The organism is Nitrosococcus wardiae, assembly GCF_004421105.1.
GTDB classification, from domain to species: Bacteria; Pseudomonadota; Gammaproteobacteria; order Nitrosococcales; family Nitrosococcaceae; genus Nitrosococcus; species Nitrosococcus wardiae.
Genome location: NZ_CP038033.1, coordinates 1,745,099 through 1,760,061, shown reverse-complemented (window position 1 = coordinate 1,760,061; position 14,963 = coordinate 1,745,099). Strand labels below are relative to the sequence as shown.

At 51.9% G+C, this 14,963-nt stretch carries 14 protein-coding genes; 7 read left to right on the top strand and 7 right to left on the bottom strand.

Annotated elements, in window-relative coordinates:
- Positions 1-39: 39 nt before the first annotated feature.
- Genes E3U44_RS08490 through E3U44_RS08480 form a run of 3 tightly spaced genes read right to left on the bottom strand, consistent with a single transcriptional unit; the run spans position 40 to position 3,486 of the window.
- Positions 40-1,401: a sigma 54-interacting transcriptional regulator gene (locus tag E3U44_RS08490; RefSeq protein ID WP_134357739.1), complete on the bottom strand. Its 1,362-nt coding sequence runs from the start codon at positions 1,399-1,401 to the stop codon at positions 40-42.
- On the bottom strand, positions 1,394-2,095 hold the full coding sequence (locus E3U44_RS08485) for a hypothetical protein (RefSeq protein ID WP_134357738.1): 702 nt from the start codon (positions 2,093-2,095) through the stop codon (positions 1,394-1,396). Before E3U44_RS08485 ends, E3U44_RS08490 begins: the two co-directional genes overlap by 8 nt.
- Positions 2,092-3,486, bottom strand: a complete 1,395-nt coding sequence (locus tag E3U44_RS08480; protein ID WP_240761781.1) for a HAMP domain-containing sensor histidine kinase — start codon at positions 3,484-3,486, stop codon at positions 2,092-2,094. Before E3U44_RS08480 ends, E3U44_RS08485 begins: the two co-directional genes overlap by 4 nt.
- 333 nt (positions 3,487-3,819) lie before the next feature.
- On the opposite strand from E3U44_RS08480, the gene E3U44_RS08475 reads away from it, so the two are divergent.
- From E3U44_RS08475 to asnB, 7 genes are all read left to right on the top strand, one after another.
- Positions 3,820-4,311 (top strand): hypothetical protein, encoded by a 492-nt coding sequence (locus E3U44_RS08475; RefSeq protein ID WP_134357737.1) that lies wholly within the window; start codon positions 3,820-3,822, stop codon positions 4,309-4,311.
- Positions 4,311-5,549, top strand: a complete 1,239-nt coding sequence (locus E3U44_RS08470) for a Zn-dependent hydrolase (protein ID WP_134357736.1) — start codon at positions 4,311-4,313, stop codon at positions 5,547-5,549. Before E3U44_RS08475 ends, E3U44_RS08470 begins: the two co-directional genes overlap by 1 nt.
- Positions 5,550-5,567: 18 nt before the next feature.
- Positions 5,568-6,299: a cysteine hydrolase family protein gene (locus E3U44_RS08465; RefSeq protein ID WP_134357735.1), complete on the top strand. Its 732-nt coding sequence runs from the start codon at positions 5,568-5,570 to the stop codon at positions 6,297-6,299.
- The gene (locus tag E3U44_RS08460) at positions 6,296-7,744 is read left to right on the top strand and encodes a sodium:solute symporter family protein (protein WP_134357734.1); all 1,449 of its coding nucleotides are present in this window, start codon (positions 6,296-6,298) and stop codon (positions 7,742-7,744) included. Before E3U44_RS08465 ends, E3U44_RS08460 begins: the two co-directional genes overlap by 4 nt.
- A gap of 109 nt (positions 7,745-7,853) precedes the next feature.
- On the top strand, positions 7,854-8,936 hold the full coding sequence (locus E3U44_RS08455) for an aspartate/ornithine carbamoyltransferase family protein (protein WP_134357733.1): 1,083 nt from the start codon (positions 7,854-7,856) through the stop codon (positions 8,934-8,936).
- Positions 8,937-9,014: 78 nt separating this feature from the next.
- Complete coding sequence (locus E3U44_RS08450) at positions 9,015-9,224, top strand: hypothetical protein (RefSeq protein ID WP_134357732.1); 210 nt, start codon at positions 9,015-9,017, stop codon at positions 9,222-9,224.
- Positions 9,225-9,355: 131 nt separating this feature from the next.
- Complete coding sequence (gene asnB, locus E3U44_RS08445) at positions 9,356-11,368, top strand: asparagine synthase (glutamine-hydrolyzing) (RefSeq protein WP_134357731.1); 2,013 nt, start codon at positions 9,356-9,358, stop codon at positions 11,366-11,368.
- Between the two features lie 10 nt (positions 11,369-11,378).
- Here the strand turns inward: asnB and rfbD are convergent, their stop codons facing one another.
- Genes rfbD through rfbB form a run of 4 tightly spaced genes read right to left on the bottom strand, consistent with a single transcriptional unit; the run spans position 11,379 to position 14,765 of the window.
- Positions 11,379-12,269: a dTDP-4-dehydrorhamnose reductase gene (rfbD, locus tag E3U44_RS08440; protein WP_134357730.1), complete on the bottom strand. Its 891-nt coding sequence runs from the start codon at positions 12,267-12,269 to the stop codon at positions 11,379-11,381.
- Positions 12,269-12,811: a dTDP-4-dehydrorhamnose 3,5-epimerase gene (rfbC, locus tag E3U44_RS08435; RefSeq protein ID WP_134357729.1), complete on the bottom strand. Its 543-nt coding sequence runs from the start codon at positions 12,809-12,811 to the stop codon at positions 12,269-12,271. Before rfbC ends, rfbD begins: the two co-directional genes overlap by 1 nt.
- A 6-nt stretch (positions 12,812-12,817) precedes the next feature.
- Positions 12,818-13,696, bottom strand: a complete 879-nt coding sequence (rfbA, locus tag E3U44_RS08430; protein WP_134357728.1) for a glucose-1-phosphate thymidylyltransferase RfbA — start codon at positions 13,694-13,696, stop codon at positions 12,818-12,820.
- Positions 13,689-14,765: a dTDP-glucose 4,6-dehydratase gene (gene rfbB, locus E3U44_RS08425; RefSeq protein WP_134357727.1), complete on the bottom strand. Its 1,077-nt coding sequence runs from the start codon at positions 14,763-14,765 to the stop codon at positions 13,689-13,691. Before rfbB ends, rfbA begins: the two co-directional genes overlap by 8 nt.
- Positions 14,766-14,963: the final 198 nt, after the last annotated feature.

The following is a 14,963-nucleotide window of genomic DNA, read 5'->3' as shown; positions in this document are numbered from 1 at the left end:
AAGAGATGGCATGCATTCGCGGCTTTATTAAATTAGTATTTACTGCTGCTTCACAGGCTTAAATGCAGAAGGATCCAAGTTATGACGTTGCAGAAGCTTATAAAAATCGGTGCGATTACGTTGGGCCAGACGAGCCGCCTGAGTCACATTGCCATTAGTGATTTTGAGTAGACCCGCCAGATATTCCTGCTCAAACTGCCTCCGGGCTTCAGCAAAGGAAGGAAATTGGCCTGACTGCTGCCGCAGTGCTTTTTTGACCAATTTAGCAGAAATAATGGGGGTAGTTGACAAAGCGACGGTTTGTTCCACAACATTATGGAGCTGGCGCACATTGCCGGGCCAAGGAGCACTCACCAATAGCTCTATGGCCTCGGCGGAAAACCCCCGAACATTTTTCTTGATTCCACTCCCAATAGTTGACAGAAAATGGCTAGCAAGAGGGAGGATATCTTCTCGCCGCTCAGCGAGGGGCGGAATCTCTAACATCACCACGTTAAGCCGATAGTAGAGATCTTCTCGAAAGTTGCCATCGCGCACTTCCGCATCCAGATCTCTGTGGGTGGCCGAGATAATACGCACATCCACCATAACAGTGGAAGTACTCCCTACCGGCCGTACTTGCTGCTCCTGCAAAGCCCGCAACAATTTTACCTGGAGCGAAAACGGCATATCCCCGATCTCATCCAGAAACAAGGTACCCCCATGGGCGGCCTGGAACAGTCCCGGATAGTCCCGGGTTGCACCAGTAAATGCGCCTTTAGCGTGGCCAAATAATTCAGACTCCAATAGCAATTCTGGAATGGCCGCACAGTTAACGGCAATAAAAGGTTGTTCGTTTCTGGAGCTGGCCTTATGGATAGCTTTGGCCAGTAACTCCTTGCCCGTTCCACTGTCACCTCGCAGACAAATGCTGGCGTCACTTTCAGCCACTAGCCGGGCCTGACTCAGGAGATCCTCCATCAGTGGACTGCGGGTGATGATCTCCTCGCGCCAATTCTCTGCCGGCTCTTTCTCCGAGTCGTAGTGGGTACCTGAAATCTGAAGCGCCTTCTCCACTTGGGCCAAGAGTTCCCGGCTATTGAAGGGCTTAGTTAGAAAAGCAAAGACTCCATTCTTAGTGGCATGCACTGCATCAGGGATCGAACCATGGGCAGTCAAAATAATCACGGGCAGTGCTGGGTTTTTGCGGTGAATGCAATCGGCCAACACCATCCCATCCATTCCTTCCATTCGCAAATCGGTGATCACGGCTTGAGGGCGGGCCAACTCCACCTGAGCCAAAGCCTCTTCCCCGCTTTCCGCTACCACAGTTTCGTAGCCACGCCCAGCCAAACGCAGTGATAGCAATCGCAGTAGATCACGGTCATCGTCTACCAACAGAATCCTATTTTTTTCACTCATCTAATTCTTTTCCCTGTTCGGGTAGTTCCAAACTCTCCTTAGATTGATTTCGGTGCTCTAACCTTTTTTCTATGGTTTTCAACGCTTCAAGCTTTTGTTCTAATGTTTCCGCTCTTCCTCGCTCGTCTTCTAGTTGCTTCTCCAAGCTCTTGGCCCACTCCTGCTCCTGCTTACGGCGACCATCAAGGTACTTCAGTCCACTTCTCAAGCGTCTCACTTGCTCCTCTTTTTGTTGAAGCTGTTCTTGAAGGAGACGGTAGTGACGTTTCTGTTGTGCCTCTTCCATTACAAACTCTTGGAGCAACAGGGCCAAATCACAGAGTCCTTCCGTATTCTCGGTCTCTAGAAAATCATGCAACATCTCCCGGGCTTGCTCCAAGTCCTGGAAGGGTGTCTCGGGCAAAGAAAGGAGCAAAATCAATCGCAAGCGATCAAAGGCTGTCGGTTCTTTGGCGGTCGCCTGCCAGGCTCGATCTAGTTCCTGCCGCAGCGCCACCTCTGACAAAGAGCGTAAACCACGATAGTAACGGAGCAGAAGTTCCAAATTATTCGGATCCGGTGCTAAGTGGTTGGGTGGCGGAATAGAAAGTTCATCAACAGGAGTTGGATATGCCAGCCTCACTGCAGAACAACTGCCTAATAGCAAAGCCAGCATAAATATCCCTAGCACTACTCCATAGCTTATCTCCCTCATGGGTGCTGCTCCGCCACTGTCAAGGGCAGAGTAACTCGAAAATGGGCTCCCTTTTGACCCCCATTGATAAGTTCAATATTACCTCCATGGGCGAGGACGCTTTCTTTTACAATTGAAAGGCCTAAACCGGTCCCTTTAATGGGGCCTAGGGGCTGCGCCCTGCCTTGATAGAAGGAATCAAATATCCGCTCTCCATCCTCAGACGCAACTCCTGGACCCGAATCACACACATCAAGGTGAACTTGATTGCTTTCTTGGACTAATTTGACCTTCACTGAACTATCAGGTGGTGAATACTTAAGGGCATTGGACATTAAATTATCAATAATGACTTTCAAACGCTCCCGGTCACCCAAAATCCTCACCGGCTTCAAATCCGCGATGAGCTTAACCCGCTTCGATAGAGTAGTGGGCTTGTGATCAGATAGCACGATTTTAACCAACTGATCCAGCCGCACGGCTTCGGGGACATGTTCGATTTGGCTACTCCCTGCTAGGCTAAAACTAAGCATATCCTCAATCAGCTTTTGCAAACGCAAACTATTGTCACGTAAGATCCGGGCCACTTCTAATTGCTGCGCATTTAAACGGCCCGTGACCTGATCACAAAGCAATTCCGCCCCTTCCCGCAGGGCGGCCAGAGGTGTTTTGAGTTCGTGGGAAACGTGGCGAAGAAACTTTGTTTTAGCTTCTTCTAGCTCGACCAAGCGTTGTCGTAACCAATCCAATTGTTGCCCTAGTGCTTCCAGATCCCGGGGACCCATCACCTCAATAGGGGTCTCAAAATCCCCATCACCCAGGCGTCTTATAGAGTTATCAAACTGACGAAAATACCGTCTAATCAAGACCGTAACCAAACCGGCCAGGACCACTGCCGCAGGAATGAGAATTAATGCTTGCCAAAAAAGCCACTCCTTCGCCTTGCGTGCCGTCTCTTGCAAAGCATTGACCTCTTCGCCCACTAACTGGTTACTCTCCGCTAGCAGTGCCTGTGCCTGGCGTGCCAAACCAGGAAACTGGTTGATAGCTTGTTTGCTGGCATCGGAATCTAAAATATTAAGCCTCAAAATATCGTAAATTTCGTTCTCTTTGCGCGCCAGTGCGCCAAATCCTTGCCGCTGCTCCTCGCTGAGAGGTAATTCTAACATTTGCCCTAGAATATCCTGGAATTTGCTGCGATTAGTCATATAGGCCTGATATAGCGCCGGGTCATTCAACACCTGAAACTGCCTCACAGCACGCTCCATCGCAATAAGCTGTTGTCCCAAAATTCGGCTTCCCTGGGTTACCCGAACGCTTTTATAAACAGCTGCCGTACTTTGGCGCGCCAAATATTCCATTTCCACAGTGGCGATAATTAGCCCGGTGGACAAGGGCAAGGCTACAATCAAGAATCCCCCTAAGATCAGTGCGATAAAAGAATTTGGGCGCGCCCAGTAGAAGCGCCCTAAGGGGGCTATTTTGGCCTGTACTAATTTGAACAGCCGCTGCCTAAATGGGACAATTCCAAACTTTCTGAAAATCCAAACGCCTTTTTTAGCACCAGACTTACGAGATCGGTCGTGAGCAGTAACGGATTGATTCTCCATTTATGGAACCTAGGACCTAAGCTTGTATAATGAAACAAGATTTGCCTTGGATATGATGACCCAACAACCCCTGGCCCGTTCGCCATATCTTCTGACATGGCAGGAGAAATAGGGCCGAAACAGCCGTAAATGATCATGAGGATTCGAGCTAGTATCACGGAAAAATTAAGATTAATTATTTCAGTTATTGTGGTCTTTCTCCCTATAGCCTCATCGGCATGGGCAACTGAAACGGCTGCCGTTGTCCCGGAACTCGTCTCTGACAGCCGTACTGCAACAGCAGGATTTTACCATTTAAAATGGCAGGGAAACGGATTGTTAGCCTCAAGCTATGAACTCCAAGAAGCCCATGATACGGAATTCACCCACCCCACAATAGTTTACCAAGGCCCTGATCAAGCGACCCTAATTAGCGGACGGGACAACGGCCAATATTTTTATCGGGTCCGTGCCCTGAACCAGGGACAGCCGACAAGCCCATGGAGTTCCCCAATAGCGGTAACCGTCAGGCACCATCCTCCCGAGCGCGCTTTTGCTTTCTTTACTGCTGGGGCCATAGTATTCCTTGCTACCCTAGTCCTTATCATCTCTGGTGCCCGGTCTAGTAAAAAAGAGAGGTCGAAGTAATGGCGAAGTCCCTCAGGGTAAACTTCGAGCGGCTTCAAGCGGATGTGGAGGCCTTGGCCCGCATTGGCCGGCATGAAAATTACAGCCTTTACCGCATGGCCTTTAGCGAAGGTGACCGAGCTGCCCGCGAATGGCTCCAAAAACGGATCCAAGAAGCAGGATTAGATCTGTATGTGGATGGCGCTGCCAATATCCATGCCCGCTTCAATTGGGATGGTCAGCGCCCCAGCATCATGATCGGCTCCCATATTGATACGGTACCGGGGGCCGGCCACCTCGATGGGGCCCTAGGGGTATTGGTTGGACTGGAGTGCCTGCGCCGCTTCAAGGAGCTGGGGCTGTCTTTGCGCTATGGGGTAGAAGCTACCGCTTTTACCGATGAGGAAGGGCGTTTCGGTGGCCTGCTAGGCTCTCAGGCCATCTGCGGTCAGCTTACCCCTGAGGCTATTTACAATGCCCGCGACCTGGACGGAATTAGCCTCTCCCAGGCGATGACGGCCCAGGGCCTTAATCCCTCGGATATCCTGCGGGCCCGGCGCAAGCCGGAAAGCCTGCTAGCCTTTCTAGAACTTCATATTGAGCAGGGCCCCGTCTTAGAACGAGAGGGGGTCAGTATTGGTGTGGTTGAAGGAATTGTCGGCTTGTTCAAATGGGAGGTCACCCTTAAGGGAACCGCCAACCATGCCGGCACCACGCCCATGGACATGCGCCAGGATGCCTTTCAAGGCCTGGCTGAGTTTGCTGGAGAAATCCCCCGGATCCTGGAAGAAAATGGCAGTGCTCGTAGCGTAGCGACTATTGGTCGGGTAGAGATTTTTCCTGGAGCTGCCAATGTGGTTCCGGGAAGCGTCAAATTCTCACTGGATGTGCGGGACACCGAGGCGGTCATTCTTAAGGATTTGGCCGATGCCTTCCGCCGTGCCCTCTCTGCGATTGCCCGTCGCCGAGGGCTCATGTTCGAATTTGAAGTGTTGAGTGAGATTGAACCCGTCAAGTGTGACCCAGGCCTCATGGAGGCCATTTTTGACGCGGCCCGAAATCTTGGAGTGGAGCCTTTGCAGATGCCAAGCGGAGCGGCCCACGATACCCAAATCATGGCAACTCTTACCCGGGCAGGTATGATTTTTGTCCCCAGCCAAGGAGGGCGTAGTCATTCCCCCGCCGAATGGACTCCCTGGGAGGATATCGAAACCGGAGCAAACGTAGCATTAAATACGCTCTATCAACTAGCCCACTAAGCTTTCATTAATACTATCATGGCCAATCCAAACTCATCCTCAAAAGAAAGTTTTGATCCATTACGGGACAGCTACCGGGAGACCGTGACAGAAATCCCTGCCGTTGTGGAATCCTTAGAAAGGGGCCGCACCGCGCTGCTGGTCGTAGACTTACAATATCTGGATGCAGCACCTGGCTATGGGGTTTTTGCCCATTTACCCAAGGAGCAAGTCCCTAAAGAGGTCCCCGAATTCTATTACTTTGACCAGCTAGAACGAATCGTCTTACCGAATGTACGGCGCCTACAAGACACCTTTCGAGCCAATGGCTTGGAGGTAATCCACACCCGCATCCAGTCCTTGACAAAAGACGGCCGTGATCGCGGCCCCCAACATAAACGCTTAGGACTCTATGCTCCACCAGGCTCTAAGGAGGCTGAATTTCTGCCAGAAATCGCTCCCCAAGGAGATGAAATCATTATTAATAAAACCGCCAGCGGCGTTTTTAGCTCCACCAATTTGTCCTATGTCTTGCGCAACTTAGGAATTACGGGCCTATTCGTAGCTGGAGTCTATAGCAATGAATGTGTCTCCACAGCTATTCGTGACGCCTGCGATCTCGGTTTCTATACGACTTTGATCGAGGATGGTTGCACCACGGTTACTCCTGAACTGCAAAAGGCGACCATACAAACTATGAAAGATCGTTATGCACGAGTCATGTCTACCCATGAGGCCATTGAAGAAATCAACCAGGTGGTACCCCCATGAATTCGATTAACAGCGCTATCCTAGAGCCTCGTTTGGGCTGGATCACTTTAGCCATTCTCAGCGTGATTTGGGTCTGGCTTGGCTGGTTCTGGGGCCGCAACGCCAAAGCCCTAGACGAATATGTGCTGGCCGGGCGCAGGGTAGGACTCGCCCTAGGTACTGCCACCGCCATGGCCACCTGGGTGACCAGCAATACCACCATGGCCGCCCCCCAGCTGGCCTTCCAGATGGGCATTTGGGGAATGCTGGGCTATTCCCTGGGAGCGGTGGGGCTGCTCATGTTTGCCCCGCTTGCCAAGCGGATCCGCACACTCATGCCCAATGGCTACACGAGCGGTGATTTTATCCGCTTGCGCTACGGAAAAACGGCCTGGCGGTTGTTTCTCCTTATCTCCCTGTTTTACGGCCTCGGCTGGCTAGTGAGCATGGGAATGGCGGGAGGTATCCTCATCAATGCTCTAACGGGTATCCCCTATCACTATGGCATGACCATTATTTTAACTATCTGTGTTAGCTACACCCTGTTGGGAGGCTTTCGCGCCGTCATCGGCACCGATTTTATCCAGTCGCTGCTGATTTTATCGGGACTGGTGGTTATCGCCTGGCTCGCCATCGATAACGTAGGTTTTGACCGCATCCATGCCGCAGTCATTGAAGAACGCCCCCAACTGCTTAATCTTCTGATGCCCGCCGCCCTCATGTTTCTTTTTAATAATCTATTATTTGGGATAGGTGAAGTTTTCCACTCTAACGTGTGGTGGAGCCGCGCTTTTTCCTTTCGAGAAGGAGTAGGATTTAAGGCCTATTTCACTGCCGGCATCCTATGGATGCCGATCCCGGTCGTGGCTGGTTTTATTGCCCTAGCGGTTCCCGCCCTGGATCTCAATATACCGGCAGCAGACATGGTTGGCCCCATGGTTGCCGGAGAATTGCTGGGTGTCACTGGCGCAGTTCTGGTACTGATTATGGTGTTCTCAGCCCTTTCATCAAGCTTAGATTCTTTATTGGCAGCGACCAGCATCTTGGTGGTGGAAGACCTCTACCGGCGCCACTTACGCCCTCATGCCACCGGTCAGCAACTCCGCCGAGTGACGGTGATCACCATAATCGGTCTTGGGATATTGACTTGGCTGCTATGCGTCCCCCGACTGGCTACACTCGCTGAATTGCTCTATTTCACCGGCGCGTTCGTGGCCAGCACCATCTGGCCCATTGCCGCAGGGCTCTATTGGCGCCGCACCAATCCCATGGGAGCAGTCGCAGCTATGGCCCTCGGTAGCATTGCCGGTCTCTCCAGTTATTTTGCCATCGGGTTTTATGTGGCTGCCCTGGTAGGGGCCTTCGTGTCCATGGTTATCGTGCTCTTAAGCACCTGGCTTTGGCCCAGAGATTTTAACTGGGATAGATTACAAGAAGCTCATCCGCAAGAGGAAACCCCATGCTAATATCGGCAGAATGGCTGACTGGGTTAGTTACGGCAGCCCTAATCATCACCTCCGCTGCGCCTTTAGTTTTGCTCGTATTGCTGCTTCGTGATTGGATAAAGGGACAATTATGGTGAAGAAATTCAACCCATTATTAAAGGAGCCTTTACAGCCCAAGGACGATACGGCCGGCATTGAACGGCCCTTGGCCCTCATGGAGCAGATTCCAGAAAATCCGGCGCCTTTGGTGGATCTGGCTAACCGTCCTGTGCTCAGCGCCCGCCAATTCGACCGGGAGAAGGTCATTCAACTCAGCCGTCTAGCGGCCCTTTACGAAACCACCCCCACCCGGATGCAATTGCCTCTCACCGGTAAGATCCTCATCAATGCCTTTTATGAACCCAGCACCCGTACCCGGCTTTCATTTGAGAGTGCCTGGCATCGACTAGGCGGCGATGTAATGTCCATTACCGACCCGGCCACTACGGGTATCGCCAAGGGGGAAACCCTAGCCGACGTGGCCGAGATGTTCAATAACTACGGGGATTTAGTCGTGCTACGGGATGGCAGCGAGGAGGCCGTCTACAAGATGCTGGAGTCCTTGCGTATTCCTATTATCAATGCGGGGAACGGCATCGATGAGCACCCTACCCAGGGCCTAGCCGACCTGTATACCTTGTTCAAGTGGCGACCTGAGTTGATAGCCTCGAAGGTCCCTGCCCAGGCCCAGATAAGGGTGGGCATCGTAGGGGTCCCCAGTTGCATGCGCACGGTGCGCAGTCTGCTGTTATTCCTAGCCTTATTTGCACCAGCGATAAAAGAAGTGGTGGTGATCTGCCATCAGGAAGAAGCATTTGCAAAAGATCAGCGGGAGGAGCTCGAGCTTTCCGGTCTTACCCTCCGGATAGCCCGTCATCTCAATCCCGAACTCCCCATCTTAGACGTGGTATATATCAATTCTATCGCTTGGGTGGGGGACAGCTTTGAAAAGCTTGGAAAAGGCTTAAGGCTTTGCCGGTCTTCTCCCCTAAAACCCGGGGCGATTATTCTCCATCCCTTAGCCCGGGGAGAGGAATTGTCCACTGATTTGGACAATACGGAGCATAATTGGTACTTTGCTCAGGCCCGGGGGGCCGTATTTATGCGTATGGCTTTACTGACTTCCCTGGTGCAACGTATCGATCAGGTGATGGATACCCCAGGGCAAAGCTAACTTGGATTTTTCACTACCAAGACATATGATTTATAACGGTTCCCATTTAGATAGAATTCCATTGGGCTTGGGATCAGCGTGACCAGACCGTCGGCGGCAAGGGTGAGCCGGGACCGTGGTTCCGATGGACCTACGCAGACCGGTGAACGCCCATCCCCGGAAGGGGCAAGCTGGGGACTTGCCCGCCAGGCAAGAACAGCTGGCGTGGCAAGCCAACGTCGAGCTTCCAGGGACGGATTGACAGCGTATCTGGTCACGCCTGCCCCGAGCGCCTTAGGTCTCATTTAAATTTGGTGTTCTTTGTGCCTTTGTGGTGAGCTCGTGAATTATCCGAGCTAAACTCCTTAACTCCCTTTTGGGGAGTCACCGCTTGCCATCCTCCTAGGAACTGATTCTCAACCCATAAAAGGAATGAAACCATGTGTGGTATTGCCGGTTACATACACCTCAACCCCTCCCATCCTATCGATCCCCAAACTCTAGTGGCCATGGCCGCCATTCAGCATCATCGCGGCCCGGACGGCTTTGGCTACAAAGTCCTCAATAACCAAGGGATCGGCTTCAGTCATGCTCGCCTCTCCATTATCGATCTGGAAGAGAACCGAGGCCAACAACCTTTTGCTTCTGAGGACGGTCGGTTGCTGCTCACCACCAATGGGGAATTTTATGATTACAAGCGAATCCGGGCCGATCTCACCTCCCGCGGTGCCCGCTTTCGAACCAAGAGTGATTCCGAGTTGGTACTCCATCTCTACCCCCGGCTAGGGCTACAGGGCATGTTACCCCACTTGCGGGGAGAGTTTGCCTTTGCCCTCTACGATCAAGAAAGGGACCGGCTAATGCTCGTGCGGGACCGTTTTGGTATCAAACCCCTCTATTGGACCCAAGTGAACGGCACCCTGGTGTTTGGTTCCGAACTCAAGGCCCTCTTTGCCCATCCTGAAGTTCCACGCCGCTTCAGCCCTGAAGGCCTCTTTCATCAATTGATGCAAACCATGGTACCCGGCAGTACCGCCTTCGAGAATATTCATCAAGTCAAACCCGGTCATGTGGTCATTGTGGAGCGCAAACAGGGGAATTTCCAGGTTTGGGAAGAGAAATACTGGGATCTTGATTTTCCCCGGCTATCGGATCACCCCGACTCCCTCCCGGAAGAGCACTATATTGAAGGAGTCCGGGCAAAGCTTACCGAGGCCGTGCAACTTCGACTGGAAGCAGACGTGCCGGTAGGGTGCTATCTCTCCGGAGGCATTGACTCCTGCATCGCCCTAGGTCTCTCGGCTGCCATCCAGCAGTCACCCGTCAAAGCTTTCACCATCGGTTTTGATGATGCGGATTATGATGAAACGCCCATCGCCCAGGAAATGGCGCGCTCAACAGGGGCTGATCAAGACATTATCCGGCTGCGGGCCGATCACCTTTATGACCACTTTGCCGAAACTCTCTGGCATACCGAGCGAACTATCTACAACACCCTCGGGGTTGCCAAACTGCTAATGAGCCGCCATGTCCACCAAGCCCAATATAAAGTGGTCGTCACCGGTGAAGGCTCGGACGAACTATTTGGGGGCTATCCCGCCTTCCGCCGAGATATGTTCCTCCACGGACTTGATATCCTCTCCCCCCAGGAACGAGCCCAATGGGAACAGGGCCTAGCCCAGAGCAACCAACTGTTCCGGGGGGCGATGCTGGCCGAGAGCGAAACCCAAGACTCGGCCCTGAACGCCTTGATAGGTTTTACCCCTAGCTGCCTCCAGCCTTGGCTCCATGCGGCTGAACATGTCCCCGCCTTGCTGAGCGCTCCGTTCCGGGAGCAACTAGAAAACTATAAACCGGGACAAGCTATCGCGGAGAATCTGGACGCAGATATGCTGGCTGACCGTCATCCTTTGGACAAGGCCCAGTATGTTTGGGTCAAAACCATGCTCGAGGGGCAGATCCTCACCTGGGGGGGAGACCGGGTGGATATGGCCAACTCCATGGAAGCTCGCCCCCCCTTCCTAGACCACCATCTGGCCGAACTCGCTACCCAACTGCCCCCCGCTATGCGGATTAAAGGACAGAAGGAAAAGTATGTCTTGCGGGAGGCCATGCGAGGGTTACTACCTAAGGTACTTTATGAACGAGAAAAATTTGCTTTCATGGCGCCACCTGCCCATACGGATCCCCAAAAGTGGGCAGCCGTGAACCAATTGGCTCAAAAATATCTTACCGAGGAGGCCATCGCCCAGGCTGGATTATTAGATGTTCAAGGGGTTAACACCCTGTTTGAATTACATGAGGCCGAAGCAACGCCAATATCCACTAAAGTGCGGCTAGATGCAGTCATCAATCACCTCCTGGGAGTGCAAATCCTGCATCAGCATTTTATTGCTACGGATATCCCGGCGCTGGCGCGACAACGGGCTCAAGAATTAGGTTGGGTCGCTTAATTCTTGATAGTCAATCTGAGAGCGCAAGCCCTAGCGCCTCCTTCCAATCGGGCAACTGAATCCCAAAGGTGTCCTGAACATGGGTATTGTCTAAACTAGAGAAGGCAGGGCGCGGGGCTGGGGTGGGATAACCTGAAGTCGGAATAGCCTCCAGCCTCGCCACCGGCGTGGTCCTTTGCGCTAACCGATCCAAAATGATCCGCGCAAAACCATACCAGGTGGTTTTTCCCCCACAACTCAGGTGGTAAGTACCTGCCTGTTGGCGAATATAGTCCTGCATCTGACCTCGGGACTGGGCAATAATTTGGGCCGTTCCTTCTGCTATCAAACGGCTCCAGGTGGGGGTGCCCCATTGGTCATCCACTACTTTGAGGCGTTCTCTCTCCTGGGCAAGTCGCTGCATGGTCAATAGGAAATTGCGGCCCCTTAACCCATAGACCCAGCTGGTTCGCAAGATCAAATAGGCTCCACCCACTGCGGCGATGGCCTCCTCCCCCGCCAATTTGGTTTGGCCATATACATTAAGGGGCCGGGGAGTATCCGTCTCCCGATAAGGGGAAGCGCTTTCCCCATCAAAGACATAGTCGGTGGAATAATGGATAAGCGCCGCACCCTGTTGGCGCGCTGTTTCAGCCAGAACTCCAGGGGCATCGCCATTGATGGCCATGGCCTGTTCCGGTTCCTCTTCTGCCTTGTCCACGGCAGTATAAGCCGCTGCATTGACAATTAAGGCCGGCTGAATATCGGCAAGGCAAGAGCCAATATTCTCTACTTGGGCCAGATCGAGACGATCTCGCCCCAAAGCAATCACCTCCCCTAAGGAAGCCAATGTCCGCTGCAGTTCCCAACCTACCTGGCCGTTCGCACCAAGTAAAAGTATCCGCTTCCGGGTATTGTTCATCAGAACAGCTCCGCCTCTTTAAAAGCAACACCGGCTTGATCCTTGAGGGACACCAACGGAGCCCCCTCCAAAGGCCAGTCTATGGCCAGATCCGGATCGTCCCAGCGAATGCAACGCTCGTACTCCGGGGCATAGTAGTCCGTAGTCTTATATAAGAACTCCGCACACTCACTTAATACCAAAAAACCGTGGGCAAACCCTTCCGGAACCCAGAGCTGGCACTTATTTTCCGCCGAGAGGTGGCAACCAACCCACTGACCCAAACTAGGAGAACTGCGCCGTAGATCAACGGCCACATCAAAGACTTCACCCGCGACGACCCGAACTAATTTACCTTGGGGCTGCCGAATCTGGTAGTGTAAACCTCGTAGGACGTGCCTTGCCGAGCAAGAATGATTGTCTTGTACAAACTCGGCCTGAATATCGGTAGCTGCCGCAAAAGCTATCTTGTTATAGCTTTCAAAGAAAAAGCCCCGCTTGTCACCAAAGACACGGGGTTCAAGGAGTAAAACCTCGGGGAGCTTAGTTGGCTTAGCTTTCATGGGTATTTAATAAACTTTTTCACGCAATAAATTCAACAAATAGTCACCATAACCGCTTTTTTGCAGCGGTCCGGCCAAGCGCTCTAACTCTGAATCGCAGATATAGCCCATTCGATAGGCAATCTCTTCGGGACAAGCAATCTTCAGCCCTTGGCGTTTTTCAATGGTATGGATGAATAAAGCGGCATCTAACAGGGAGTCATGGGTACCGGTATCAAGCCAAGCCATCCCCCGGCTCATCACTTCCACAAATAGTTGCCCTTGTTTTAAGTAATGTCGATTAACATCCGTGATCTCCAGTTCTCCCCGGGTTGAGGGATTCAGGGATTCTGCTATTTCCACCACTTGCTCATTATAAAAATACAGCCCTGTCACCGCATAACGAGATTTGGGTACGGCAGGTTTTTCCTCAATGCTCAAAACCTTATGGCCATCTTCAAATTCGACAACCCCGTAGCGCTCTGGATCATGAACAGGATAAGCAAATACTGTGGCTCCCGAATCCCGCTCGGCGGCCCCTTGAAGCAGTAAAGAAAGATCGTCCCCATGGAAAATATTGTCTCCAAGTATCAAGGCACAAGGCTCCCCCCTAATGAAGTCTTTGGCAAGGATAAAAGCTTGTGCAATTCCCTCGGGCCGAGGCTGCACCCGATAGGAAAAACTCAATCCCCATTGGGAACCATCCCCCAATAAGTGTTCGATACGAGGCAAATCCTGGGGGGTGGAAATCACCAAAATCTGCCGGATACCCGCTAGCATTAATACCGAGAGGGGATAGTAGATCATTGGCTTGTCATAGACAGGTAGCAGTTGCTTACAAACCGGCTGCGTGACGGGATATAACCGGGTCCCTGACCCCCCAGCAAGAATGATTCCCTTACGCATAGGCTTGCCCCCTAGTGCCCAAACGCTCTCGACGATAGCGACCATCAAGTACCCGCTGACACCAATTCTGATTATCCAAATACCATTGAAGGGTCTTGCGTAGCCCGGTCTCGAAGGTTTCCCGCGGTCTCCAACCTAATTCACGGGCGATCTTTCCCGCATCAATAGCATACCGTCGATCATGACCCGGTCGGTCCGACACAAAAGTGATGAGAGAACAATGGGGCCGATGGGGGGACTCGGGAAGCAACTCATCAAGCAGCCGACAAATGAGCCCCACCACTTCGATATTGGTCTGTTCGTTATGGCCACCAATATTATAGGTTTCTCCCGGCTGCCCCTGAGCCAGGACGATTTGCAAAGCTCGCACATGGTCTTCCACAAAAAGCCAATCCCGCACATTGTCACCCGCGCCATAAATAGGGAGGGGTTTACCCTCAATCCCATTAAGCACCATAAGGGGAATGAGCTTTTCCGGAAATTGGTAAGGGCCATAATTATTGGAACAATTTGTGATTAAAACCGGCAATCCGTAAGTATGATGCCACGCCCTCACCAGGTGATCAGAAGCGGCTTTGCTCGCTGCATAGGGTGAATTGGGTTGATAGGGTGAGTCTTCCCGAAATAAGCCCGTTTCACCTAAAGAGCCAAAAACCTCATCGGTGGAAATATGGTGAAAGCGAAACTGGGCTTGGGCACTCTTATCGAGTTTTCGCCAATAATCTAGGGCCGTTTCCAGTAAGGTATAAGTCCCTGCAATATTGGTATTGATAAAATCCACCGGACTATCAATGGAGCGATCCACATGGGATTCGGCAGCCAAGTGCAGCACGGCATGGGGCCGATATTGGGCAAATAACTGCGCCATCGCCTCCCCATCACAGATATCGGCATGAACAAATTCATAGCGGGGATGGGAGGCGATAGATTCCAAGGACTCCACATTACCGGCATAGGTGAGTTTATCCACATTAATCACCTTTTGGTTTGTGTTTTCAATGAAATGCCGTACTACGGCAGAGCCGATAAAACCAGCCCCCCCTGTGATCAGAAGTGTTTGTTGCGTCATAGACTTTTATCTCTAACCCGTATAATTCATGAGATCACCACAAAGGCACGAAGGGCATAAAGAAATCAAAACCTTAAAATAGATTAAAATCGTTGGCTTTATTAACCTCTATATAACTAAGGAATATCTCCCGTAATCTCTCTCAACTGACTTAGATTCTTCTATCTTCGCGTCCTTTGTGTCTTAGTGGTGAAGAAT

What these genes read in the sequence shown, in the direction of transcription:
- E3U44_RS08490 (WP_134357739.1), bottom strand. Translation starts at nt 1,401, where the DNA reads ATGAGTGAAAAAAATAGGATTCTGTTGGTAGACGATGACCGTGATCTA.
- E3U44_RS08485 (WP_134357738.1), bottom strand. Translation starts at nt 2,095, where the DNA reads ATGAGGGAGATAAGCTATGGAGTAGTGCTAGGGATATTTATGCTGGCT.
- E3U44_RS08475 (WP_134357737.1), top strand. Translation starts at nt 3,820, where the DNA reads ATGAGGATTCGAGCTAGTATCACGGAAAAATTAAGATTAATTATTTCA.
- E3U44_RS08470 (WP_134357736.1), top strand. Translation starts at nt 4,311, where the DNA reads ATGGCGAAGTCCCTCAGGGTAAACTTCGAGCGGCTTCAAGCGGATGTG.
- E3U44_RS08465 (WP_134357735.1), top strand. Translation starts at nt 5,568, where the DNA reads ATGGCCAATCCAAACTCATCCTCAAAAGAAAGTTTTGATCCATTACGG.
- E3U44_RS08460 (WP_134357734.1), top strand. Translation starts at nt 6,296, where the DNA reads ATGAATTCGATTAACAGCGCTATCCTAGAGCCTCGTTTGGGCTGGATC.
- E3U44_RS08455 (WP_134357733.1), top strand. Translation starts at nt 7,854, where the DNA reads ATGGTGAAGAAATTCAACCCATTATTAAAGGAGCCTTTACAGCCCAAG.
- asnB (WP_134357731.1), top strand. Translation starts at nt 9,356, where the DNA reads ATGTGTGGTATTGCCGGTTACATACACCTCAACCCCTCCCATCCTATC.
- rfbD (WP_134357730.1), bottom strand. Translation starts at nt 12,269, where the DNA reads ATGAACAATACCCGGAAGCGGATACTTTTACTTGGTGCGAACGGCCAG.
- rfbC (WP_134357729.1), bottom strand. Translation starts at nt 12,811, where the DNA reads ATGAAAGCTAAGCCAACTAAGCTCCCCGAGGTTTTACTCCTTGAACCC.
- rfbA (WP_134357728.1), bottom strand. Translation starts at nt 13,696, where the DNA reads ATGCGTAAGGGAATCATTCTTGCTGGGGGGTCAGGGACCCGGTTATAT.
- rfbB (WP_134357727.1), bottom strand. Translation starts at nt 14,765, where the DNA reads ATGACGCAACAAACACTTCTGATCACAGGGGGGGCTGGTTTTATCGGC.